Source organism: Nocardia sp. CA-145437, from assembly GCF_050956485.1.
In the GTDB taxonomy this organism is placed as follows: domain Bacteria; phylum Actinomycetota; class Actinomycetes; order Mycobacteriales; family Mycobacteriaceae; genus Nocardia.
In genome coordinates, this window is record NZ_CP191204.1 from 377,604 (window position 1) to 399,969 (window position 22,366).

The window sequence follows — 22,366 nt, forward strand, 5'->3', positions numbered from 1 at the left end:
TAATACGAAAGGCCCGGAGCGAATGACTCGCTCCGGGCCTTTCGTTCGCGGCTAGCGCGGGATGGGAATCGGGATCGGGATCGGCGGCAACGCCGGGATCGTGATGCCCGGCAGCCCCGGCACGGACGGCGGCGCGTTCGGCGGCGCCGTCACCGGCAGCTGACTGCCGTCGCTGACGTACATGGTGATCACCGAGCCGGGAATCGCCGACCCGTTGGGCGACACGTTCATGACCGTGCCCTTGCCCGCGCCCGGCTGGGTCACCACCGACACCTGGAAGCCCGCGCCGACCAGCGCCGAGTTGGCCTCGGCCTGCTGCATGCCGATCACGTCCGGGATCTGCGAGTTGTTCGATCCGCGCACGTACTTGTCGTCGACCGGCGGCAGCACGGCCGGCGGGAACCGGTCGAGCACGTTCTTCATCGCGCCCAGGTAGGTGCGGGCCGGCTCGTTACCGCCGTACAGGTTTCCGCTGCCGCAGCTGCGCAGCGGGAACGAGCAGATCTCACCGGGCGTCGGGCTGTCGCCGTAGACGTAGGAGGCGCCGGCGAAACCGTTGGTGAAGGCCAGGAAGGCCGAGGACCGGTGACTCTCGGTGGTGCCGGTCTTCGCCGAGGTCGGAATGTTCCAGCCGACGGAATGCGCGGAACCGGCACCGGTGCCGCTCACCACGTCCTGGCCCAGCGCCACCGCGAGGGTATTGGCCAGACCCGGGTCGACCACCTGCTCGCACGCCTGCTGGGTCAGCGGTACCTGCTTGCCGCTGCGGTCGATCACCTCGCGGATCGGGGTGGGCGGGCACCACTTGCCGCCGGAGGCCAGGGTGGCGGCCACATTCGACAGCTCCACCGGGTTGATCGCGACCGGCCCCAGGGTGAACGAGCCCAGGTTCTGGTCCTTGATCATGTCCGAGAGGCTCTGGTTCCCGTGTCCGGAGGTGCCGGGCAGGGTGTACGAGCGCATGCCGAGCCGGACGGCCATGTCCACGGTCGGGGCCACGCCGACGGCCTGGATCAGCTTGACGAAGGCCGTGTTCGGCGAGGTGGCCAGCGCCTCGGTCACCGACATCGAACCCTTGTAGGCGCCCGCGTTCTTCACACAGTACGTCTCGGGCGGACAGCCGGGCGTGCCGGAGTTACCCATGCCCTTGGCGGAGAAGAACGCCGGAACATCGAGGGTGGCGTTGATGCCCAGGCCCTTCTCCATGGCCGCGGCCGTGGTGAAGATCTTGAAGATCGAGCCCGCGCCGTCGCCGACCATCGAGTACGGCTGCGGCTGCACGGTCTGATGCGCGTTGGCGTCCAGGCCGTAGACCCGGCTCGAGCCCATGGCCAGCAGCGGATGTGAATCCTGGCCGGGGGCGATGATGTTCATGACCTCGGCGATGTCGTCGAGGTTCGGGTTGGTGTTGGCGGCCAGCGAGTCCCGCACCTGGTCCTGCACGGCCGGGTCCAGGGTGGTCTTGATCAGGTAGCCGCCCTTTTCCAGCTGATCGCGGCTGATGCCGGCGTTCGTCAGGTACTGCATCGCGTAATCGCAGAAGAAGCCGCGGTCGTTGGCCGCGATGCAGCCGCGCGAGAGGCCCTTGGGCTCGGGCAGCACGCCCAGTCCCGTGTCCTTGGCCTTACGGAACTCCTCCGCGCGGCTGGGCACGTTCTGGATCAAGGTGTCGAGTACGGTGTTCCGGCGCTCCAGCACGCCCGTGGGGTTGGTGTACGGGTTCAGCTTGGAGCTGGACTGCACCATGCCGGCCAGCATGGCCGACTGCGTCATGGTCAGGTCCTTGGCGTCCACGCCGAAGTACGTCTGCGCGGCGTCCTGGATGCCGTAGGAGCCGTTGCCGAAGGGCACCAGGTTGAGATACCGGGTGAGGATCTCGTCCTTGGTGAGGCGCTTGTCCAGCGTCAGCGCCATGCGGATCTCACGGATCTTGCGGGCCGGGGTGGTCTCGGTGGCGGCCCGGCGCTCGGCGTCGGTCTTGGCCACCACGAGCAGCAGGTAGTTCTTCACGTACTGCTGATCGATGGTCGAGCCACCTTGGGAGACCTGGCCGCCGGAGGTGTTGGTCAGGAAGGCCCGGAAGGTGCCCTGCCAGTCCACACCGTGGTGGTCGGCGAAGCGCTTGTCCTCGACCGAGACCAGGGCCAGCTTCATGTTGTTGGAGATCTTGTCGCTGGGCACCTCGAAGCGGCGCTGCTCGTACAGCCAGGCGAAAGGCGTCCCATTGGTGTCCACCATGGTCGAGACCGCGGGCACGCTGCCCTCGACCAGTTCGGCGGAGACGTTGTCGACGGCGTCGGCTGCCCGGTTGGAGATGAACCCGAAGCCACCGGCCAACGGGAACAGCAATCCGGCCAGCAGCACGGCTGCCAAGACGCACGCGCCTGCCAGTCTCCAGAGCGTTCGTGTGATCGGCACGGGCCCTAGCCTAATTGGCCTTTCGGACACTCGGTGTTCGCCCGCCACGGGTGTCCTTTCGTCCCCAAAGGTACGGACTGACCGGTTCTTGGCAACGAATGCGTGGACGGACGTACCAGAAAATCTCGGGACGGTCTTGCGCAGCCGATACACGACTATCTAGATTGAGAACCCAGTGTGATAGAGCTAACACTCAAAGTGGAATGTGGTGCAGAACGCAGTGGGGTTGGGTAACTGCGCGCTGCACTCGCGATTCTGGAGCGCCGTGACCCGGTGTTCGGACTGCAAAGGGGCACACCAAATGCACATGACTACCCCGATCGCTCGATTGGACGTGGAGCAGGCCGAAGCGAGAATCGCCTGGGTTTCCCAGGCCCGATGCAAGGAAGTGGATCCCGACCAGCTGTTCGTGCGTGGCGCGGCACAGCGCAAGGCCGCCACCATCTGCCGGCACTGCCCGGTGCTGATGGAGTGCGGCGCTGACGCCCTCGACAACCGAGTCGAGTTCGGTGTGTGGGGCGGTATGACCGAGCGGCAGCGCCGTGCGCTGCTGAAGCAGCACCCGGAGGTGACGAGCTGGGCGGACTTCTTCCGCGTCCAGCGATCACAGAAGGTAGCGATGTAAGCGAGTATCCCTTACCTAGATCCCCCCTATAAGCAGAACGGATCGAGCCCGCGGGAGCGGGCTCGATCCGTGTCCGGGGTCGGATCGGGCATTTCAAACCAAAGGGTCGAAAGCCGGAATCGAGCCGAGGGCTCGGCGGTCCGCGTCAGGCGGGCTTGGCGCCGGCCTCGACGAGCTGGTCACCGACGGCGCGCAGCGCCTCCAGATCGGCCACCTCGAAGGGCAGCGCGGTGACGGCCACGATGGGCACGCTCGGGTGGGCGCCCGTGAACCGGTGCAGCAGATGCTGTTCCCGCTTGGCGGTGGCGGCCCGATGGGCGTGGATGCGCAGCACCGCGGCCGCGAGCGCCTCCGGCGTCTCCGCCTCGGATTCGGGCGTCGCGCCGTTCTCGGACTCCGGGACCAGGCGATCCGCCGCGACCTGCGCCTGCTCGCCGGACAGCGAGCTCAGGACCGGGTGGGTGCGGTTGAGCACCAGTCCGGCCATCGGCATCTTGTCGGTCGAGAGCCGGTCCACGAAGAAGCTGGCCTCGCGCAGCGCGTCCGGTTCGGCCGCCGCCACCACCAGGAAGTGGGTGCCCGGGCGGGACAGCATCGCGTAGGTGCGGTCGGCCCGATCCTGGAAGCCGCCGAACATGGATTCCAGTGACTGCAAGAAGACACTGGCGTCTTTGAGAAGCTGGCCACCGACGATGGTCGAGACCCCGCGCAGCGCCAGGCTCATCGCGCCCGCGACGAACTTCCCGACGCCGCGGCCCGGGGCCATGATGACCCGGATCATCTTGCCGTTGAGGAAGTTGCCCAGCCGCTTCGGCGCGTCCAGGAAGTCCAGGGCGTTCCGTGAGGGCGGGGTGTCGACCACGATCAGGTCCCACTCCCGCTTGGCCGCGAGCTGGCCCAGCTTCTCCATCGCCATGTACTCCTGCGTGCCACCGAAGGAGGACGCGACGGTCTGATAGATCGGGTTGGCGAAGATCTGCTCGGCCTTGTCCGGGGTGGTGTGCTCGAGCACCATGTCGTCGAAGGTGCGGCGCATGTTCAGCATCATGGCGAACAGTTCGCCCTTGGTCTCGGGCCCGAGCTCGACCTTCTGCGGCACATTGCCCAGATCGCTGACGCCCAGTGACTGGGCCAGGCGGCGGGCCGGGTCGATGGTCAGCACCACGACCTTGCGGCCGGCCTCGGCCGCGCGCAGCGCGATGGCCGCGGCCGTGGTGGTCTTGCCGACGCCGCCGGAACCGCAGCACACCACGATCCGCGCCGACGGGTCGGCGATGATCTTCGAGATATCCAGGGGCACAGTGCCTGCCGGAACGACCATGACTAGCGAACCCCCTGCGCGCTCAAGACTTCGGCCAGCTCGTAGAGCCCGCCCAGATCCATGCCGTCGGTGAGCGACGGCAGATACAGCCGCGAGATGTCGAGCTGGGACAGCTCGGCGGCGCTCTCGTCCTGGGCGGCCAGGCGCGCGGAGTGCTCGACGGTCTCGGCGACCAGGCCCTGGAAATCGGCCTCGGACAAGGTGACTCCGGCCTCGGCGAGCCCGGCCTTCAGGGCGTCGACGTCGACCTCGCCGAGGGCGGCGCGTTCGCGCACGGAGCGCGGCAGGTAGCCCTCGCCGGCCCGGTTCACGATAACCGTGCCGATGTTCAGGTCGTTGGCGGTGAGTTCGGCGACGGCGTCGGCGGTCTCCTGCACCGGCAGCGCCTCCAGCAGCGTGACCAGGTGGATCATGGTCTGCTCGGAGTGCAGCAGTTTGGACACGCCCTCGGCCTGCGAGGCGATCGGCCCGCCGCCGGCGATATCGGCCATGGCCTGGGTGACGTCCAGGAAGCTGGCGATCCGGCCGGTCGGGGGCGCGTCGATGACGATCTCGTCGTAGGCGGGCTTGCCGGACTTGTCGGCGCGCACCGCGCATTCCTTGATCTTGCCGGTGAGGATGACGTCCCGCAGGCCCGGCGCGATGGTGGTGACGAACTCGATGGCCCCGACCCGGCGCATGGCCCGGCCGGCGAAACCCAGGTTGTAGAACATGTCGAGGTATTCCAGGAAGGCGTGCTCGACGTCGAGGGCCAGCGCCATCACCTCGCCGCCGCCGTCCGCGGTGGCGATGCGAGTCTCGGTGGGCGGCAAGGGCGGCAGATCGAACAGTTGCGCGATGGACTGTCTGCCCTCGACCTCGACCAGCAGCACCCGGCGCCCCCCGGCGGCCAGTGCCAGCGCGAGCGCCGCGGCGACCGTCGACTTCCCGGTGCCCCCCTTCCCGGATACGTAATGCAGGCGGGCCTTGTCCGCCCGCTCCGGCCAACCTGCTTCGACCCCCGGCTCAACCGAAACGGGCACTGCTATCGGTACTCCCACGCTCGCGAGCCTATAACTCGTTCCGAATTCCTGCCCACAGGCACGACAAACTGTCTGATACACCACTTCTGGTTCGCGGCCGGCCTCGGCCTGGACCGCGGCGTGGCGGATGGGGTGCGGCACTGCGGGAACCCCGCCGGGGCTACTCTCAGCCCATGAGTGAAGTGACCGTGTGGGAGTACGCGACGGTGCCCCTGTTGACCCATGCCACCAAGGCCATCCTCGACCAGTGGGGTTCCGACGGCTGGGAACTCGTCACCGTGCTGCCCGGACCGACCGGTGAACAGCACGTCGCCTACTTGAAGCGGGCGAAGAGCTGATGACCTGGGCCGAGAACCTGAAGGAGCTCGGGCTCGAACTGCCGGTCGCGCCGAAGCCGGTCGCGGTGTACGTGCCGGGCGTCCGGACCGGCAACTACGTCTACACCTCCGGTCAGCTGCCGTTCGTCAACGGCGAACTGCCGCTGACCGGCAAGCTCGGCGCCGAGATCACCATCGAGCAGGGCGCGGAGATGGCCAAGCTGGCCGCGCTCAACGCCCTCGCGGTGGTGCACGACCTGGTCGGCCTCGACAATGTCGTGCGCATCGTCAAGGTGGTCGGCTTCGTGGCCTCGGCGGCCGGTTTCAACAGCCAGCCGCTGGTCATCAATGGCGCGTCCGAACTGCTGGGCGCGGTCCTCGGCGAGGCCGGGGTGCACGCCCGCTCCGCGGTCGGCGTCAACGAGCTGCCGCTCGACACCCCGGTCGAGGTGGAGCTCATCGCCGAGGTGCGATAGCCCCACCGAAATCCTTTGGGGCACAGAAATGCTTGGGGCACAGTCGAAAGCGTGATGCGTCCAACTCTGGACGCATCACGCGCGGTGCATTAGGACGGAAAAGTATGACGCTCACCCACCCCGCGTACGAACAACTGCGGCAAGTGACTCCGTCCGCCGCCGTGGTCCTGGCCGACAACCCCAGCGGAATGACGTTGCAGGGCACCAACACCTGGCTGCTGCGCGCCCCCGGCGCCACGGAATACGTTGTGGTGGACCCGGGTCCGAAGGATCGCAAGCACACCGAGGCGCTGGTCCGCGCGACCGGCGGCGAGATCGTGCTGACGCTGATCACCCACGAGCACGCGGATCACACCGGCGGCATCGACCACCTGGTGAAGGCCACCGGAACACCGGTGCGCGCCAAGGGCTCCGAATTCCTGCGCGGCTCGGGCACTGTCCTGGCCGACGGGGAGGTCATCGAGGCGGCCGGGGTGCGCATCACCGTGCTCGCCACCCCCGGTCACACCGGGGATTCGCTGAGTTTTCTGGTCGACGGCCCGGATGGCGAGCGAGTCCTGCTCACCGGCGACACCGTCCTGGGGAGTGGGACCACGGTCCTGGAATCCTCCGACGGTGCACTGGCCGCGTACCTGGATTCGCTGAATCGCCTGGTGTCGGTGGCTCCCGGCCGCACCCTGCTCCCGGCGCACGGCCCGGACCATCCGGATGCCGAACCGGTCATCCGCTACTACATCGCGCACCGCGAGGAGCGCCTGAACCAGGTGCGCGCGGCGCTGGAGAAGCTGGGCCCCAACGCCAAAGCCCTGCAGATCGTCGCCGAGGTCTACGCCGATGTCGACAAGCGGCTGTGGCCCGCGGCGCACAGTTCGGTGAAAGCCCAGCTGGCCTACCTGCGTTCGCAGGGCTAGGCGCACAGGTCAGGGCTGGGCACACGAAAACACGAAAGGATCGGGCACCGCTACGGAGGTGATGCCCGATCCTTTCGGCGTATTCGTTTGTCCGTCTCGCGTCAGCGAGCGCGGCGCGCCAGCCGCTCCGAGTCGGAGATCAGCACGCTCTTGCCCTCGAGCCGCAGCCAGCCGCGGTGCGCGAAGTCGGCCAGGGCCTTGTTCACGGTTTCGCGGGAGGCGCCGACCAGCTGGGCGATCTCTTCCTGGGTCAGGTCGTGGGTCACGCGCAGGGCGCCCGCTTCCTGGGTGCCGAAGCGCTGGGCGAGCTGCAGCAGCGCCTTGGCGACACGACCCGGCACGTCGGTGAAGATCAGGTCGGCCAGGTTGTTGTTGGTACGCCGCAGGCGGCGGGCGAGCACCCGCAGCAGCTGCTCGGCGATCTCCGGACGCTGGTCGATCCACGCCTTGAGCGCGTCCCGGTCCATGGTGACGGCTCTGACCTCGGTGACGGTGGTGGCCGTCGAGGTGCGCGGGCCCGGGTCGAAGATCGAGAGCTCGCCGAACATGTCGGACGGGCCCATGATCGTCAGCAGGTTCTCCCGGCCGTCGGGGGAGCGGCGGCCGATCTTCACCTTGCCCGAGGTGATGATGTACAGCCGGTCGCCGGGCTCACCCTCGTTGAAGATGACGTGGCCGCGCGGAAAATCAACGGGCTGTAGTTGTTTGGCGAGAGCGGCCACCGCGGTGGGCTCGACGCCTTGGAAGATGCCTGCTCTGGCGAGGGCCTCGTCCACGAATGTGCTCCTTATGGGAAATGGCTCTGTCCTGGACCGAAACGACTCGGCCGACAGTGCAGTCTACTTTGCATTACCGCCGGGTAGTGATAGACACCACGCGCCGAGCTGATACTCGGGTACGCGGAGCCCCAGTACGCGACACACAACGCAACGTGCGACACGCTTCACACGAATCTACGACACGCCGTGAGACCGGCGTCATGAAGATCGTAAAAAGTGGTCCGGGGCTCGTAGCCACCGGACCACCCGACCGCCGACCCGCCCGGGTCAGCTGGCCTGCGCGACGTCCATTCCCTTGGTTGCGGGCCGGGCCCGCCGGGGACGCGCGGCGGCGGCCGGCAATCCCAGCTTGGTCAGATCGCTGACCTCGGCATTCGTGGCTCGATCGAGGTACTGCTGAACCTCCGGGTCGGGTTCGAGCAACTTGCGAAGTCGATTCTCGACCCGTTCCATCACCAACGCGAACAGCATCAGCGCTATCGGAAACAGCACCACAGCGAGTCCTTGCATAGGCAGCAGTAAACACGCCGAAGGTCTCAGATGGAACACGGCAGACCCGCTGGCCGGTTGTGACGTAGTGCTGGTTCCGTAAGGTGGACGCGTGCGTGTCACTGAATCCAACGCGGCCCTGAGCGGGGCAGACCCGGATAATTCGGGCCTCGCGACAGCGAAATCGGACGCTGCCGCGGTTCCTGCCGAGGCTGCGGTCGGTGTCGCGGATGCGCCATCGTTCACGCGCCCGGCCAAAGCGCGCAAGCGCGACAAAGAGACTCGGACCGGCCTGGTCAGGCGCGCGCGGCGGATGTATCGGGAAATGACACGGGAGTTCCCGGACGCGCACTGTGAGCTTGATTTCACTACGCCGCTCGAATTGGCGGTCGCCACAATTCTTTCCGCGCAGTGCACCGATGTGCGGGTGAACCAGACCACACCGGCATTGTTCGTGAAGTACCGCAGCGCACGCGATTACGCCGGGGCCAATCGCGCCGAGCTGGAGGAGTACATCCGGCCCACCGGCTTCTATCGGAACAAGGCCAATTCGCTGATCGGGCTCGGGCAGGAACTGGTCGAGCGATTCGACGGCGAACTGCCCGGCACCCTGGACGAGTTGGTCACCCTGCCCGGGATCGGGCGCAAGACCGCGAATGTCGTCCTCGGCAATGCCTTCGGGGTCCCCGGCATCACCGTCGACACCCACTTCGGGCGGCTGGTGCGGCGCTGGGGCTGGACCGCCGAGGAGGATCCGGTCAAGGTCGAGCACGCCGTCGGCGCGCTGATCGAGCGCCGGGACTGGACCATGCTCTCGCACCGGGTGATCTTCCACGGCCGCCGCGTCTGCCATGCCCGCAAGCCCGCGTGCGGCGCCTGCCTGCTGGCCAACGACTGCCCCGCTTTCGGGACCGGGCCGACCGATCCGGCCGAGGCCGCCAAACTCGTGAAGGGCCCGGAGACCGAGCACCTTCTCGAACTGGTCGGCCTGTGAGCGCCGAGGCGACGCGGGGCAACACCTGGTGGCGCTGGGTCCTGGCGGCGGTGATCGTCGCCGTGGCGGCCGTTGTCGCGCTGTGGCCGCAGCTCACCCGCACCGATGACAAGAGCACCGCCACCGGGTCGACCACCGCCCCCGCCGAACCGGCGGTCGCCGAGGCCGATCGGGCCGCGGCCGCGCTGGCGTCCTGCCCGCGGCCCACCGGCGCGCCCGTCGGCGACACCCCGCTGCGCGGCATCACCCTGGACTGCCTGGCCGACGGCAAGCCCGTGGACCTGGTCTCGGCGCTGGCGGGCAAGCCCGCCCTGATCAACCTGTGGGCATACTGGTGCGGCCCGTGCGCGGAGGAACTGCCGCTGCTGCAACAGTTCTCGCAGCAGGCGGGGACCGCGCTCACGGTGCTGACCGTGCACAGTGATCCCGGCACCGGCAAGGCGCTGTCGCGGCTGAGCGGGCTGGGCATCCACCTGCCGGGTGTCGTGGATCCGAACTCCAAGGTCCGCGCCGCGGTCGGCGCGCCCGCCGTGCTGCCGATCTCGGTGCTGTTGCGCGCGGACGGCACCGTTGCCAAAGTCGTGGTGCGCCCGTTCCGCAGCGTCGAGGACATTTCCGATACCGTCGCGGCCGAATTGGGAGTCCGGGCGTGAGCGCGGCCGGTCCGCGGTGGTTTTCGGTGAGGGTGTGGTGATGAGACTCGAGGCGTCCAGCAATGGGATTCCGGCCTGGCTGCGCGGGGTGGCCGAGCACGATCCGGCCGACCCCACCGGCGTGAACCCGGTCCTGCGACGCAGTGCCATGCGGCGGTTCGCCGCCGCCGCGACCCGGCCCCGGGACGCGGCCGTGCTGGTGCTGTTCGGCGGTTCCCCGGAGGCGGATCCCGATACGCCGGGCGGGCTTCCGGCCGACGCCGACGTGCTGCTCACCCAGCGTGCCGCCACCCTGCGCCAGCACAGCGGCCAGGTGGCGTTCCCCGGCGGCGGGGTGGAGCCGCAGGACGACGGCCCGATCAGCACGGCCCTGCGCGAGGCCAATGAGGAGACCGGCCTGGATCCGGCGAGCGTGGAGCCGCTCGCGGTGCTGCCCACGATCTTCGTGCCGCCGTCGCGGTTCGATGTGACGCCGGTGGTCGCCTATTGGCGCACGCCCGGCGCGGTGGGCGTGGTGAGCGAGACCGAGGCGGCCCGGGTGGCGCGGGTGCCGGTGCGGGAGCTCATCGATCCGGCCAATCGTTTCGTGGTGCGGCATCCGCTGGGCTATATGGGCCCGGCGTTCACCGTGGACGGAATGCTGGTGTGGGGGTTCACCGCCGGCGTGCTCGCCGGACTGCTGGCGGTATCCGGGTGGGAACACGAATGGGACCATCACGATGTACGTGATCTGCAGGCCTCGCTGGCCGCGGTAGGGATGACATTATGAGCGCCTCTGGCTGGCTCGACCTCGGCATCATCATTCTGGCGTTGCTCGCGGCCACCTCCGGGTGGCGGCAGGGCGCGGTCGCCTCGGCGCTGGCCTTCCTGGGCGTCATCCTGGGCGCGGTGGCCGGAATCCTGATCGCGCCGCACATTCTGAAGCACCTCAGTGAAGGCCGGACGCGGGTGCTGGTGGGCGTGCTGCTCATCGTGGCGCTGGTGATCATCGGCGAGGTCGCGGGCATGGTGCTCGGGCGGGCCGCGCGCGGCGGCATGCGGGATCCTTTCACCCGCAGCGTGGACAGCGTGGTGGGCGCGGGCCTGCAGGCGGTGGCGGTGCTGGCCACCGCGTGGCTGCTGGCGCTGCCGCTGACCAACTCCTCGCAGCCGGGCATCGCGGCCGCGGTCACCAACTCCCAGGTGCTGCGCAATGTCGACCACGTCGCGCCGGACTGGCTGCGCCGGGTGCCGACCGACTTCTCCAACCTGCTCAACACCTCCGGGCTGCCGGACGTCATCGGCCCGTTCGGGCATGTCCCGATCACCGCGGTGGAGCCGCCCGACGCCAGCGTGCTGCAGCTGCCCATCGCCCAGCAGCTGCAGGGCAGCGTGCTGCGCATCCGCGGCATCGCGCCCAGTTGCCAACGGCAGCTGGAGGGTTCGGGCTTCGTGGTGGCCCCGGAGCGGGTCATGACCAACGCCCACGTGGTGGCGGGCACCAACAGCGTCAGCGTGGACACCGCGCGCGGTCCGCTCCCGGCGACCGTGGTGCTCTTCGACTCACAGAAGGACGTCGCGATCCTCTCGGTGCCGGGCCTCAATGCCCAGCCGTTGGCGCTGGCCCCGAAGGACGCCGGCACGGGCGAGAGCTCCATCGTGCTCGGCTACCCGGGCGGCGGGCGCTACACGGCCAGCGCGGCCCGGGTGCGCGAGACGCTGAACCTCAAGGGCCCCAACATCTACCGCGACGCCGACGTCAAGCGCGAGGTGTACACCATTCGCGGTCAGGTCCGGGCCGGTAACTCGGGCGGTCCGCTGGTGGACACCGACGGCCGGATCCTGGGCGTGGTGTTCGGCGCGGCCGTCACCGACGACGACACCGGGTACGTGCTGACCCTCGACGAGGTGAAGCCGGAACTGGATGCGGCGTCGAGCCAGACGACGGCCGTCGGCACCGGCAGCTGCGTGCTGAGCTGATCGAGACCGGCAGCGGCCCCGGCGACCTGATTCGCCGGGGGCCGCTGCCGGTGTATGGGCCGGTCAGGCCAGCAGTTTCGCGATCTCCGCGGTCACCGGTTCCGGATTCTCCTGGTGCGCGTAGTGACCCGCGCCGGGAATCTCGACCATTCGCCGCTCCGGCGACAGCTGCCGTCCCCGGTGGATGGTGCTCGGCAGGATGTAGGGGTCGCGGTCGCCGTACATGGCCAGTGTCGGCACCCGTACGGGCTCGCTCATGGCGGACATGAATCGCCGACCGTCGGGCCGCCATTGGCTGCGGAAGGCCCAGCGCTGGTATTCCAGCGCGCAGTGCGCGGCGCCGGGGATCCGGATGGCGGTGCGCATGCGGCGGGCGGTGTCGGCGAATTCCTCGGTGGCCGAGAACTGTTCGCTGACCCGGTCGCGCAGCAGCAGTTCGATATCGATGCCGTCGTCGCGGGTGAGCCGGTGCTCGGGCAGGCGCGGCAGCTGGTAGCGCAGGAAGCCGGGCAGCCAGGCCGAGCGTTGCGCGTCGTCGCGCAGCACGGCCCGTTTCAGCGCCACCGGGTGCGGGGAGCTGATCAGGGCGATGGACCGCACCACCCGGGGGTGCAGGACCGCGGTGGCCCAGCACACCAGCCCGCCCTCGGCGTGCCCGACCAGGGTGGCCTCGGTGTGCCCGAGAGCCCGGACCAGTCCGGCCACGTCCCCGGCGAGGGTCCAGCCGTCGTAGCCGCGCGGCGGCTTGTCGGTGTCGCCGTAGCCGCGCAGGTCCACCGCGACGGCGCGGTAGCCGCGCGCGGCCAGCCCGGTCAGCTGATGCCGCCACGACCACCAGAAATCGCCGAAACCGTGCAGCAGCAGCACCAGCGGCGTGCTGGTTCCGGGCTGGGCGGGTTCGGGCGCGGCCTCGACGACATGGAAGCGAATGCCGTTGGCGCGCACGTCGCGATGGGTCCACGGCCCGTCATAGCGGACTGCGGACGGATCCGGCTGCGATTTCGACGACACGCCGAAGGAGCGTAATCGAAGGTCTAGGCCCGGGGCTTGCCGACTTCGGCGGAGCCGAATTTATCGGTGCTGCCGACGGTGGCGTCCACCGAGTGCTCGTCGGAGTGGCTGAAGCTGCTCGACAACAGCGTCTGAGTCTCCTTCAGCGAGCCGATGGTCTTCTCCGGCGCGCGCAGTTTGCGCACCTTGAGGTAGCCGAGCAGCGCGAAGGCCGCGACCGCCGCGATCATCAGCAGGAACACCACCAGGAACGCGGCCCAGCGGTACAGCCACACGTCGAGCAGTTCGGCGAGGAAGAAGAAAAAGAAGAAGGAGCTGAACAGCAGGATGGTCAGCGCCAGGATGAAGAAGACGCTGCCCTGCAGGCCCTTCTTGATCTCGCCGGTGACCTCGGTCTTGGCGAGCTCCACCTCGGCGCGCACCAGGGTCGACATCTGCTCGGTGGCGTCGCGGACCAGACTGCCGATGGTGGCCGACTGATGGGCGTCGATATCGGACAACGGAATCGAGGTGACGGTGCGGGTGCGGTTCCCGTCGTAGCCGTTACCGCCCTGTGTGAAGCTCAATTGCTCGACCCTTCTCCATGTCCCGGTAGTACGTTCCGGTGTCACTCTTGACTTTGCAGTGCGCGCTCGTCACGTCGTGCCTGGTGAGCACGGCCACGACGCAACAGTAGCGCCGAACCGGCCAGGGAAGCCGTCAAAGACGTGAGCAACACAGCCGCTTTCGCGAGTTCTGCCGCCGACCCGTCGCCGACGTCTTCCAAGGCCAGTTCTGCCACCAAGAGGCTAACGGTGAAGCCGATCGCGCCCAGTACCGACAGGGCGAACATGTCCCGATACCCGAGAGCACCCGGTCGTTCGGCGATCCTCAACCGCACGGCGAGCCAACTGAATCCGAAGATACCGACTGTCTTGCCGACCAGTAGACCCAGGATGATGGCCAGCGACATCCGGTTGGTGAACAGCTTCGACAGCACGGCCGAATCCAGCGGGACGCCGGAGGCGAACAGCGCGAACAGCGGCACGCACAGCGCCGCGGAGATGGGCTGGAAGAAGTGCTCGAGCCGGGCCGCGGGCACGCAGTGCACGTCCTCGCCGGAATCCGGGCGCACCCGGGTGAGCAGGCCGCACGCGACGCCCGCCAGTGTGGCGTGAATCCCGGCTTCGTGCAGGGCGTACCAGGAGAGCAGGCCCAGCGGCACATAGAGGAACGGCGTGCCGATCCGGAACCGCTGGCCCAGCGCCCAGCCCGCGAAGCACAGGACGGCGATCAGCAGCCACAGCATCTTCAGGGTGGTGGTGAACAGCACCGCGATCAGGATGATGGCGATCAGGTCGTCCACCACGGCCAGGCTGAGCAGGAACACCCTGGCACTGGCCGGAATCCGCGACCCGGTCATGGCCAGCACGGCCAGCGCGAAGGCGATATCGGTGGCGACCGGGATGGCCCAGCCGCGATCCATGCCCGCCACGCCGTGCCCGACCACCATGGCGATGATCGCGGGCATGATCACGCCGCCGACGGCGGCCACGATGGGCAGGGTGGCGCGTTTGCGATCGGCGAGCTCGCCGACCACCAGTTCGCGTTTGAGCTCCAGTCCGGCGACGAAGAAGAAGACGGCGAGCAGGCCGTCCTTGGTCCAGTCGGCGAGCGTGAGGTCCAGGTGGAGGGCGGGAATCGCGAGCTTGGTCTCGACCATGGTCGTGTAGCTCGCGCCCCACGGTGAGTTGATCCAGATGAGCGCGCTCGCGGCGGCGATGAGAAGGAGTGCGCCACCGAAGGTTTCGGTTCTCAGATAGCGCGTGAGCTCCGATCGGACCTGAGCGATCACCGGGTGCACCTTTCAGCCGTACGTTCGACAGAACAGCGGCGTGCACACCACTGACGGGATCAACGGCACAACCGCATGCCGACCAGACTTCCCGGCACACCTTTTGCGCAATTCTAACGGTTTGCCCGGAACTTCTTGACCATCCCATGGCAGCGAGGCCCCCCGATCAGCGATCGGAAGGCCTCGCGCGGGGTGCTACCGGTTACGCCTTGCCGGCTCGGATGGCCTCGAAGACATTGGGGTCCACCAGGGTTGAGGTGTCGCCCAGTTCGCGGCCCTCGGCCACGTCGCGCAGCAGGCGGCGCATGATCTTGCCCGAGCGGGTCTTCGGCAGCTCCGGCACCACGTGGATCTCGCGCGGGCGCGCGATCGGGGAGATCTCGCGGGAGACCTCGGCCTTGAGCTCGGTGATCAGATCCGCGCCGGTGTCCTTGGCCTCGGCGGTCAGGATCACGAACGCCACGATGCCCTGGCCGGTGGTGTCGTCGGACGCGCCGACCACCGCCGCCTCGGCCACGCCCGAGTGCCCGACCAGCGCGGACTCCACCTCGGCGGTCGAGATGCGATGGCCCGACACGTTCATCACGTCGTCGACGCGGCCGAGCACCCACAGGTCCCCGTCCTTGTCGAGCTTGGCGCCGTCGCCGGCGAAGTACCAGCCCTTCTCGGCGTAGCGGGACCAGTAGGTGTCCACGTAGCGCTCGTTGTCGCCCCAGATGCCGCGCAGCATGGACGGCCACGGCTCGTCGAGCACCAGATACCCGTTGGCCTCGGTCTCGCCCAGCTGGACCGGATTGCCCTCCTCGTCAACGACTTTCGCGGAGATGCCGGGCAGCGGGGTCATGGCCGCGCCCGGCTTGGCCGCGGTGAAGCCGGGCAGCGGGGAGATCATGATGGCGCCGGTCTCGGTCTGCCACCAGGTGTCCACGATGGGAGTCCGGTTGCCGCCCACCACATCCCGGTACCAGCGCCAGGCCTCCGGGTTGATCGGCTCGCCGACCGAGCCCAGCAGCCGCAGGCTCGACAGGTCGTGCGCGTCCGGGATCTCGCGGCCCCACTTCATGAAGGTGCGGACCAGCGTCGGCGCCGTGTAATAGATGCTGACGCCGTACTTCTCGATGATCTGCCAGTGCCGGTGCTCGTCCGGGAAGTTCGGGGTGCCCTCGTAGACGATCTCGGTGGCGCGGTTGGCCAGCGGGCCGTACACGATGTAGCTGTGCCCGGTCACCCAGCCGATGTCGGCGGTGCACCAGTACACGTCCTGGCCCGGCTTGTGGTCGAACACCTGGTGGTGGGTGTACGCCGCCTGGGTCAGGTAGCCGCCGGAGGTGTGCAGGATGCCCTTGGGCTTCCCGGTGGTGCCGGAGGTGTAGAGGATGAACAGCGGGTGCTCGGCGTCGAAGGCCTGTGCCTCGTGCTCGGGGGAGGACAGCGCGACCGTCTCGTCCCACCACAGGTCGCGGCCCTCGGTCATCTCGGTGTCGAGGCCGGTGCGGCGCACCACGAGCACATGCTCGACGGTCGACTCGCCCTCGGCGAGCGCCTCGTCCACGGCCGCCTTGAGCGGGGCCGCGGCGCCGCGCCGCCACTGGCCGTCGGTGGTGATGACCAGCTTGGCCGCGGCGTCGTCGACGCGCTGGCGCAGGGCGCTGGGCGAGAAGCCCGCGAACACCACCGAATGGGTCAGGCCCAGGCGGGCGCACGCCAGCATCGACACGATGGCCTCGGGGACCATCGGCATGTAGATGGCGACCCGGTCGCCGGCGACCAGGCCGAGGCCGGTCAGGTAGTTGGCGGCCTTCGACACCTCGGCCAGCAGGTCGGCGTAGGTGAGGTCGCGGGAATCGCCCGGCTCGCCCTCCCAGTGGATGGCGACCTGATCGCCGTGCCCGTCGAGCACGTGCCGGTCCACACAGTTGTAGGCGACGTTCAGCTTGCCGTCGGCGAACCAGGTGGCGAAGGGGGCGTCGGTCCAGTCCAGCACCTGGGTGAACGGCTGATGCCAGTGCAGGCGGCGCGCCTGCTCGGCCCAGAAGCCCTCCCGGTCGGACTGGGATCGAGCATAAAGAGAGGCGTCGCCATTGGCGGCGGCCGCGAACTCAGCGCTGGGCGGATAGGCATCCAGGTGGTCTGCGGATGTCTCGGTCATCTCGTCTCTTCTTCTCTCGCGTGCAAGCCGCGTGGGTGACGACGGCCACGTCCGACCCTAACCGAGTGTGACCTGGGCCGGGCTGCGCTGTCTCGATCGGTGGGGCGGCCCCAGGGGACACACGGTGATGCGATCCCCTGACAAGGGCGGTGACGGTCACTACTGTCCCTGTCACCGACAGCGGCTCGAGGCGGGAGAACGCGTTGAGAATCAGAGGGATCGCCGTGCTGGCCGCCGTACTCGCGCTGATCGCGGGCGTGAGCCTGACCGGATGCGCCGTCACCCCGGTCTACGGCGACATGATCGCCGTCAACGGCACCGAACCGCAGAATCCGCTGATCCCCTCCAATACCAACGAGAACGGCGGCGGGCGCATCGTCGACCGGCTGTTCGCGGGACTGCGCTACATCGACCAGCGCGGCGCGCTGCACGACGAGGTGGCCGAATCCATCGACACCACCGACCAGCAGCACTACCGGATCACCCTGAAGCCCGGGTGGACCTTCAGCGACGGAACACCGGTCACCGCACACTCTTTCGTGGACGCCTGGAACTTCGGGGCGCTGGTCACCAACGCGCAGCTGCAGAGCTACACCTACGGCCCGATCGCCGGATTCGCGGATGTGCAGGCCGATCCGCCACGCGCGCAGACCATGTCGGGGCTGAAGGTGGTCGACGACCTGCACTTCACCGTCGACCTGGTCGCGCCCACCATCGACTTCCGGACCCGCCTGGCCTACGCGCCGTTCTATCCGCTGCCCGCCGCCGCCTTCAAGGACATGAAGGGCTTCGGGGAGCACCCGATCGGCAACGGCCCCTACCGATTCGCCGACGGCAATGCCTGGCAGCACGACGTGCAGCTCACCGTCGTGCCCAATGAGAGCTACCGGGGCGGGCGGCCGCCGCGCAACAAGGGCCTCACCTTCGTGTTCTACTCCAACTTCGACGCCGCCTACTCGGATCTGCTGGCCGACAACCTCGACGTGCTCGACACCATCCCCGACAGCGCGATCGCCGTGTACCAGCGCGATCTCGGCGACCGCGCGATCGAGGCCCCCACCGCGCAGAATCAGTGGCTCGGTTTCCAGCCCACTATGGCCCACTTCGGCGGCGAGGAGGGACGGCTGCGACGGCAGGCCCTCTCGATGGCCATCGACCGCGCGCAGATCGGGCGGAAGATCTTCCACGGCACCCGAATTCCCGCCCGCGACTTCACCTCCGCGGTCCTGCCCGGCTACAACCCGAACCTGCCCGGCTCGAACGTCCTCGACTACAACCCGGCCGAGGCCGTCCGGCTGTGGAACCAGGCCGACGCCATCGCACCGTGGAGCGGGCGCTTCGAAATCGCGTACAACGCCGACGGCGGCCATCAGTCCTGGATCGACGCCCTGGCCAACAGCATTCGCAACACGCTGCACATCGACGCGGTCGGCGCGCCCTACCCGACGTTCAAGCAACTGCGCGACCAGGTCGTGCACCGCACCATCGGCAAGGCCTTCCGCTACGGCTGGCAGGGCGACTACCCGACCATGCTGCAATTCCTCGAACCCGGATTCGTGACCGGCTCGGAGACCAACGACGTGGACTACAGCAACCCGGAATTCGACCGGCTGCTCACCGCCGCCGAAGCCGCTCCCACCGAACAGGAATCGTGGAAGCTGGTGGGGCAGGCCCAATCCGTGCTGCTGCACGACCTGCCCACCATCCCGGTCTTCGACTACATCAACTCCGCCGGTTACTCCAAACGCGTCCGCGACGTGGTCATGACCTGGAACGGCCTGGCCGACTTCGAGAACATCGAGCTGAGGTGACCTGATGGCCTGGTACATAGCGCGGCGGCTGCTGCAGATGATCCCGGTGTTCTTCGGCGCGACGCTGCTCATCTACTTCCTGATCTGGAAGGTCACCGGCGGGTCGGTCACGGCGCTGGCCGGGCAGCGCACGCTGACACCGGCGCTGGAAGCGCAGCTGAAAGCGCAATACGGGCTGGACAAACCGTTCTGGTGGCAATACCTGCACTACCTGAAGGGCATCGTCACCCTCGACTTCGGCACCTCGTACTCGGGACGGCCGGTGCGCGAAGTGCTCGCCCGCGCCTTCCCGATCACCTTCCGGCTGGCGCTGCTCGCGGTGTTCTTCGAGGCGGTGTTCGGCATCGCGTTCGGCGTGATCGCCGGACTGCGCAAGGGCGGCTGGTTCGACTCCACCATGCTGGTGCTCAGCCTGCTCGTGATCGCCATGCCCATCTTCGTGATCGGATTCCTGGCCCAGTTCCTGTTCGGCGTCACCTGGCATCTCGCGCCCGTCACCGTCGGCTCCGACGTGAGCATCCCGCGGCTCGTCCTGCCCGCGCTGGTCCTCGCCTCGCTGTCCTTCGCCTACGTGCTGCGGCTGACCCGGAACTCGGTGGCGGAGAACAAGGACGCCGACTTCGTGCGCACCGCCACCGCCAAGGGCCTGCCGCGGCGGCGGGTGGTCGTGGTGCACGTCCTGCGCAACTCGCTGATCCCGGTGGTCACCTTCGTGGGCGCCGACCTGGGCGCGCTCATGGGCGGGGCCATCGTCACCGAGGGCATCTTCAATATCCCCGGCGTCGGCGGCACCCTCTACCAGGCCGTGGTACGCGGTGAGGCGCCGACCGTGGTGTCCTTCGTGACCGCGCTCATCGTCATCTTCCTGCTCTCCAACCTGATCGTGGACCTGCTCTACGCCGTGCTCGACCCGCGGATCCGCTATGCCTGACGGGAGCGCCGACATGCCCGAAACCTCACCGCCCCGGCGTGATCCGCGACCCGGCCAGGAACGCTGGGTGGCGCCGCCCGACGCCGTCGAAGTGGTCGCCACCGACCGGGTCGACGTGCACGGCGCGCCCGCCGGATTCTGGGGCTCGGCCTGGCGGCAGCTGCGCCGGAAACCGCTGTTCCTGGTCTCGATGGCCATCATCGTGCTGGTGCTGCTGGTCGCCGCGTTCCCGGGCCTGTTCACCGGACAGGATCCGCGGCACTGCGTGGTGGATTTCAGTCTCGCGCCACCGAATCGGGACCACTGGTTCGGCTACGACCTGCAAGGCTGCGACATCTACGCCCGCACCATCTACGGCGCGCGGGCCTCCGTGCTCACCGGCGTCGGGGCCACCCTGCTGTTCCTGCTCGCCGGCGGCAGCCTCGGCGCGCTCGCGGGATTCTATGGGGGACCGCTGGATTCGATCATCTCCCGGATCGGCGAGATCGTGTACGCCATCCCGCTCATGCTGGCCGCCATCGTCCTCATGCAGCTGGCCGGGCACCGCACCATCTGGGTGGTGATCGCCATCCTCGCGGCCTTCACCTGGCCGCAGGTCGCGCGCATCGCCCGCGGCTCGGTCCTCGCCGCCAAGGGTAGCGACTACGTGCTCGCGGCCCGGGCGCTCGGGGTGTCGCGATTCCGGATCCTGGTGCGGCACATCATCCCCAACGCGCTCGGACCGGTCATCGTGGTGACCACCATCTGGCTGGGCGTCTTCATCGTCACCGAGGCCACCCTGTCGTTCCTCGGCGTCGGACTGCCGCCCACCGAAGTGTCCTGGGGCGCGGACATCGCGGCCGGACAGCGGCAACTGCGCGCCGGATCGCTCATCCTGTTCTACCCGGCCACCGCGCTGGCGCTGACCGTGCTCGGCTTCATCATGCTCGGTGACGCGCTGCGCGACGCACTCGATCCGAAGGAGCGGCGATGACCGAGCCCCTGCTCGACATCCGGGACCTGCGAGTGTGTTTCGGATCCGGGGACAACCGGGTCGAGGCGGTGCGCGGGGTGAACCTCACCGTGTACCCCGGCCAGACCGTGGCCATCGTGGGAGAGTCCGGGTCCGGGAAGTCCACCACCGCGCACGCCGTCATCGGACTGCTGCCCGGCGGCGGGCGCGTCGAATCCGGCAGCATCCTGTTCCAGGGGCGGGATCTCGCGGGAGCATCCGAATCGGAGCTGGTCGCGGTGCGCGGCAACGGGATCGGATTCGTGCCGCAGGACCCCATGTCCAACCTCGACCCGGTGTGGAAAGTCGGATTCCAGATCTCGGAAACCCTGGCCGCCAACGGCATCGCGCGCGGACGGGCCGCGCGGCAGCGAGCCGTGGAACTGCTCGCCGAGGCGGGGATCAAGGAACCCGAACGGCGCGTCGGCCAGTACCCCCACGAATACTCCGGCGGAATGCGGCAGCGCGCGCTCATCGCCATCGGGCTCTCGGCGCGGCCGAAACTGCTCATCGCCGACGAACCGACCTCCGCGCTCGACGTCACCGTGCAACGCCAGATCCTCGACCACATCGACGAACTGACCCGCGAACTCGGCACCGCGCTGCTGCTCATCACCCACGACCTCGGGCTCGCCGCCGAACGCGCCGAACACCTGGTGGTCATGTACCGCGGGCGGGTGGTGGAATCCGGACCGGCCGCGGAGATCCTGCGCGATCCCCGCCACGAATACACGCGACGACTGGTGGCCGCGGCGCCCTCGCTGGCGGCTCGGCGCAGCGCCACCACCGCCGAACGCGCCGCCTACCGGAACCTCGCCATCGACGTGGCCGACGCCGAGGCGGCCGACGTGCCCGGCGACATCGTGGTCGCCGAGGGGCTCACCAAGCGGTATCGGGTGCGCGGGTCGGTGCCGTGGAAGCACACGGAATTCACTGCGGCCGACAACGTCTCGTTCCGGCTGCGGCGGGGAACCACCACCGCGCTGGTCGGGGAATCGGGCTCCGGCAAGACGACGGTGGCATCCCTGGTACTCGGATTGGACACGCCCACAGCGGGTTCGGTGCACTTCGACGGCAAGGAGGTCGCCGAGCTCGCCCGCCGGACGCCGCTCGCCTTCCGGCGGCGGATCCAGCCGATCTTCCAGAACCCGTACGGGTCACTGGATCCCACCTACTCGATCCATCGCGCCATCGCCGAACCGCTGCGCACCCACCGCATCGGCACCCGGGATTCGCGCGACGCCCGCGTCCGGGAACTCCTGGACCTGGTGGCCCTGCCGTCCGCCGTGGCCGCCCGCTATCCGCGCGAATTGTCCGGCGGCCAAAGGCAACGCGTCGCCATCGCCCGCGCGCTGGCGCTGGAACCCGAGCTGATCGTGTGCGACGAGGCGGTGTCCGCGCTCGACGTCCTGGTGCAGGACCAGATCCTCGAGCTGCTCAACACCCTGCAGGCCGAATTCGGGCTCTCCTACCTGTTCATCACCCATGACCTCGCGGTGGTGCGGCAGATCGCCGATTCGGTCCTGGTCATGCAGGACGGGAAGGTGGCCGAATCGGCGTCCACCACCGACCTGTTCGCGAACCCGCGGTCGCCGTATACCCGGCGCCTGCTCGAAGCCATCCCCGGCCGCGATCTGCACGTGAGCTGACGGGCCCGGGGCGCGAGGTGGTGGCC

At 68.6% G+C, this 22,366-nt stretch carries 21 protein-coding genes; 12 read left to right on the plus strand and 9 right to left on the minus strand.

Features of this window, described 5'->3' with window-relative positions; translation table 11 throughout:
• Positions 1–51: 51 nt before the first annotated feature.
• Positions 52–2,418 carry a penicillin-binding protein gene (locus tag ACQPYY_RS01725; protein WP_433592550.1) on the minus strand — a complete coding sequence of 789 codons (2,367 nt, stop codon included), beginning with the start codon at positions 2,416–2,418 and terminating at the stop codon, positions 52–54.
• Between the two features lie 301 nt (positions 2,419–2,719).
• Between ACQPYY_RS01725 and ACQPYY_RS01730 the strand changes: the two genes are divergently transcribed.
• Positions 2,720–3,043: a WhiB family transcriptional regulator gene (locus ACQPYY_RS01730; RefSeq protein ID WP_033089817.1), complete on the plus strand. Its 324-nt coding sequence runs from the start codon at positions 2,720–2,722 to the stop codon at positions 3,041–3,043.
• A gap of 145 nt (positions 3,044–3,188) precedes the next feature.
• Here ACQPYY_RS01730 and ACQPYY_RS01735 read toward each other — a convergent pair whose 3' ends face one another.
• A complete protein-coding gene (locus ACQPYY_RS01735; protein ID WP_433592551.1) occupies positions 3,189–4,364 on the minus strand; it encodes an ArsA family ATPase in 1,176 nt (391 codons plus the stop codon).
• Between the two features lie 2 nt (positions 4,365–4,366).
• Positions 4,367–5,386 carry an ArsA-related P-loop ATPase gene (locus ACQPYY_RS01740; protein ID WP_379103626.1) on the minus strand — a complete coding sequence of 340 codons (1,020 nt, stop codon included), beginning with the start codon at positions 5,384–5,386 and terminating at the stop codon, positions 4,367–4,369.
• A 173-nt stretch (positions 5,387–5,559) separates the two neighbouring features.
• Here ACQPYY_RS01740 and ACQPYY_RS01745 point away from each other — a divergent pair, with 173 nt between their 5' ends.
• The 3 genes from ACQPYY_RS01745 (at position 5,560) to ACQPYY_RS01755 (ending at position 7,090) form a co-directional block, all read left to right on the plus strand.
• The gene (locus ACQPYY_RS01745; protein WP_213558954.1) at positions 5,560–5,724 is read left to right on the plus strand and encodes a DUF4177 domain-containing protein; all 165 of its coding nucleotides are present in this window, start codon (positions 5,560–5,562) and stop codon (positions 5,722–5,724) included.
• Positions 5,724–6,179: a RidA family protein gene (locus tag ACQPYY_RS01750; RefSeq protein WP_433592552.1), complete on the plus strand. Its 456-nt coding sequence runs from the start codon at positions 5,724–5,726 to the stop codon at positions 6,177–6,179. Before ACQPYY_RS01745 ends, ACQPYY_RS01750 begins: the two co-directional genes overlap by 1 nt.
• A 104-nt stretch (positions 6,180–6,283) precedes the next feature.
• Positions 6,284–7,090, plus strand: coding sequence for an MBL fold metallo-hydrolase (locus tag ACQPYY_RS01755; RefSeq protein WP_379103631.1), 807 nt, complete (start codon positions 6,284–6,286; stop codon positions 7,088–7,090).
• A gap of 101 nt (positions 7,091–7,191) precedes the next feature.
• On the opposite strand, the gene ACQPYY_RS01760 is transcribed toward ACQPYY_RS01755, so the two are convergent.
• A complete protein-coding gene (locus ACQPYY_RS01760; protein ID WP_019044571.1) occupies positions 7,192–7,866 on the minus strand; it encodes a Crp/Fnr family transcriptional regulator in 675 nt (224 codons plus the stop codon).
• Between the two features lie 270 nt (positions 7,867–8,136).
• Positions 8,137–8,364, minus strand: coding sequence for a hypothetical protein (locus ACQPYY_RS01765; RefSeq protein WP_379103633.1), 228 nt, complete (start codon positions 8,362–8,364; stop codon positions 8,137–8,139).
• Positions 8,365–8,671: 307 nt separating this feature from the next.
• Here ACQPYY_RS01765 and nth point away from each other — a divergent pair, with 307 nt between their 5' ends.
• Genes nth through ACQPYY_RS01785 form a run of 4 tightly spaced genes read left to right on the plus strand, consistent with a single transcriptional unit; the run spans position 8,672 to position 11,964 of the window.
• Positions 8,672–9,352 carry an endonuclease III gene (gene nth / locus ACQPYY_RS01770; RefSeq protein ID WP_433592553.1) on the plus strand — a complete coding sequence of 227 codons (681 nt, stop codon included), beginning with the start codon at positions 8,672–8,674 and terminating at the stop codon, positions 9,350–9,352.
• On the plus strand, positions 9,349–10,005 hold the full coding sequence (locus ACQPYY_RS01775) for a TlpA family protein disulfide reductase (RefSeq protein ID WP_379103635.1): 657 nt from the start codon (positions 9,349–9,351) through the stop codon (positions 10,003–10,005). The genes nth and ACQPYY_RS01775 overlap by 4 nt, the downstream gene beginning before the upstream one ends.
• Before the next feature lie 40 nt (positions 10,006–10,045).
• Positions 10,046–10,774: an NUDIX hydrolase gene (locus ACQPYY_RS01780; RefSeq protein WP_379103637.1), complete on the plus strand. Its 729-nt coding sequence runs from the start codon at positions 10,046–10,048 to the stop codon at positions 10,772–10,774.
• Positions 10,771–11,964 carry a MarP family serine protease gene (locus tag ACQPYY_RS01785; protein WP_379103640.1) on the plus strand — a complete coding sequence of 398 codons (1,194 nt, stop codon included), beginning with the start codon at positions 10,771–10,773 and terminating at the stop codon, positions 11,962–11,964. Before ACQPYY_RS01780 ends, ACQPYY_RS01785 begins: the two co-directional genes overlap by 4 nt.
• 63 nt (positions 11,965–12,027) lie before the next feature.
• Here the strand turns inward: ACQPYY_RS01785 and ACQPYY_RS01790 are convergent, their stop codons facing one another.
• From ACQPYY_RS01790 to acs, 4 genes are all read right to left on the minus strand, one after another.
• Positions 12,028–12,975 carry an alpha/beta fold hydrolase gene (locus tag ACQPYY_RS01790; RefSeq protein ID WP_433592554.1) on the minus strand — a complete coding sequence of 316 codons (948 nt, stop codon included), beginning with the start codon at positions 12,973–12,975 and terminating at the stop codon, positions 12,028–12,030.
• 23 nt (positions 12,976–12,998) lie between these two features.
• Positions 12,999–13,541: a phage holin family protein gene (locus tag ACQPYY_RS01795; RefSeq protein WP_357275585.1), complete on the minus strand. Its 543-nt coding sequence runs from the start codon at positions 13,539–13,541 to the stop codon at positions 12,999–13,001.
• Between the two features lie 41 nt (positions 13,542–13,582).
• Positions 13,583–14,809, minus strand: coding sequence for a Na+/H+ antiporter NhaA (gene nhaA, locus ACQPYY_RS01800; protein ID WP_433592555.1), 1,227 nt, complete (start codon positions 14,807–14,809; stop codon positions 13,583–13,585).
• A 202-nt stretch (positions 14,810–15,011) separates the two neighbouring features.
• The gene (gene acs / locus ACQPYY_RS01805) at positions 15,012–16,958 is read right to left on the minus strand and encodes an acetate--CoA ligase (RefSeq protein ID WP_433592556.1); all 1,947 of its coding nucleotides are present in this window, start codon (positions 16,956–16,958) and stop codon (positions 15,012–15,014) included.
• Between the two features lie 209 nt (positions 16,959–17,167).
• Here acs and ACQPYY_RS01810 point away from each other — a divergent pair, with 209 nt between their 5' ends.
• From ACQPYY_RS01810 to ACQPYY_RS01825, 4 genes are read left to right on the plus strand one after another with little or no spacing between them, the layout of a single operon-like run.
• Positions 17,168–18,769 carry a peptide ABC transporter substrate-binding protein gene (locus tag ACQPYY_RS01810; RefSeq protein WP_433594544.1) on the plus strand — a complete coding sequence of 534 codons (1,602 nt, stop codon included), beginning with the start codon at positions 17,168–17,170 and terminating at the stop codon, positions 18,767–18,769.
• A gap of 4 nt (positions 18,770–18,773) precedes the next feature.
• Positions 18,774–19,700 (plus strand): ABC transporter permease, encoded by a 927-nt coding sequence (locus ACQPYY_RS01815; RefSeq protein ID WP_433592557.1) that lies wholly within the window; start codon positions 18,774–18,776, stop codon positions 19,698–19,700.
• A 13-nt stretch (positions 19,701–19,713) separates the two neighbouring features.
• Positions 19,714–20,673, plus strand: a complete 960-nt coding sequence (locus tag ACQPYY_RS01820) for an ABC transporter permease (protein WP_433592558.1) — start codon at positions 19,714–19,716, stop codon at positions 20,671–20,673.
• Complete coding sequence (locus ACQPYY_RS01825) at positions 20,670–22,340, plus strand: dipeptide ABC transporter ATP-binding protein (protein WP_433592559.1); 1,671 nt, start codon at positions 20,670–20,672, stop codon at positions 22,338–22,340. Before ACQPYY_RS01820 ends, ACQPYY_RS01825 begins: the two co-directional genes overlap by 4 nt.
• Positions 22,341–22,366 lie beyond the last annotated feature (26 nt).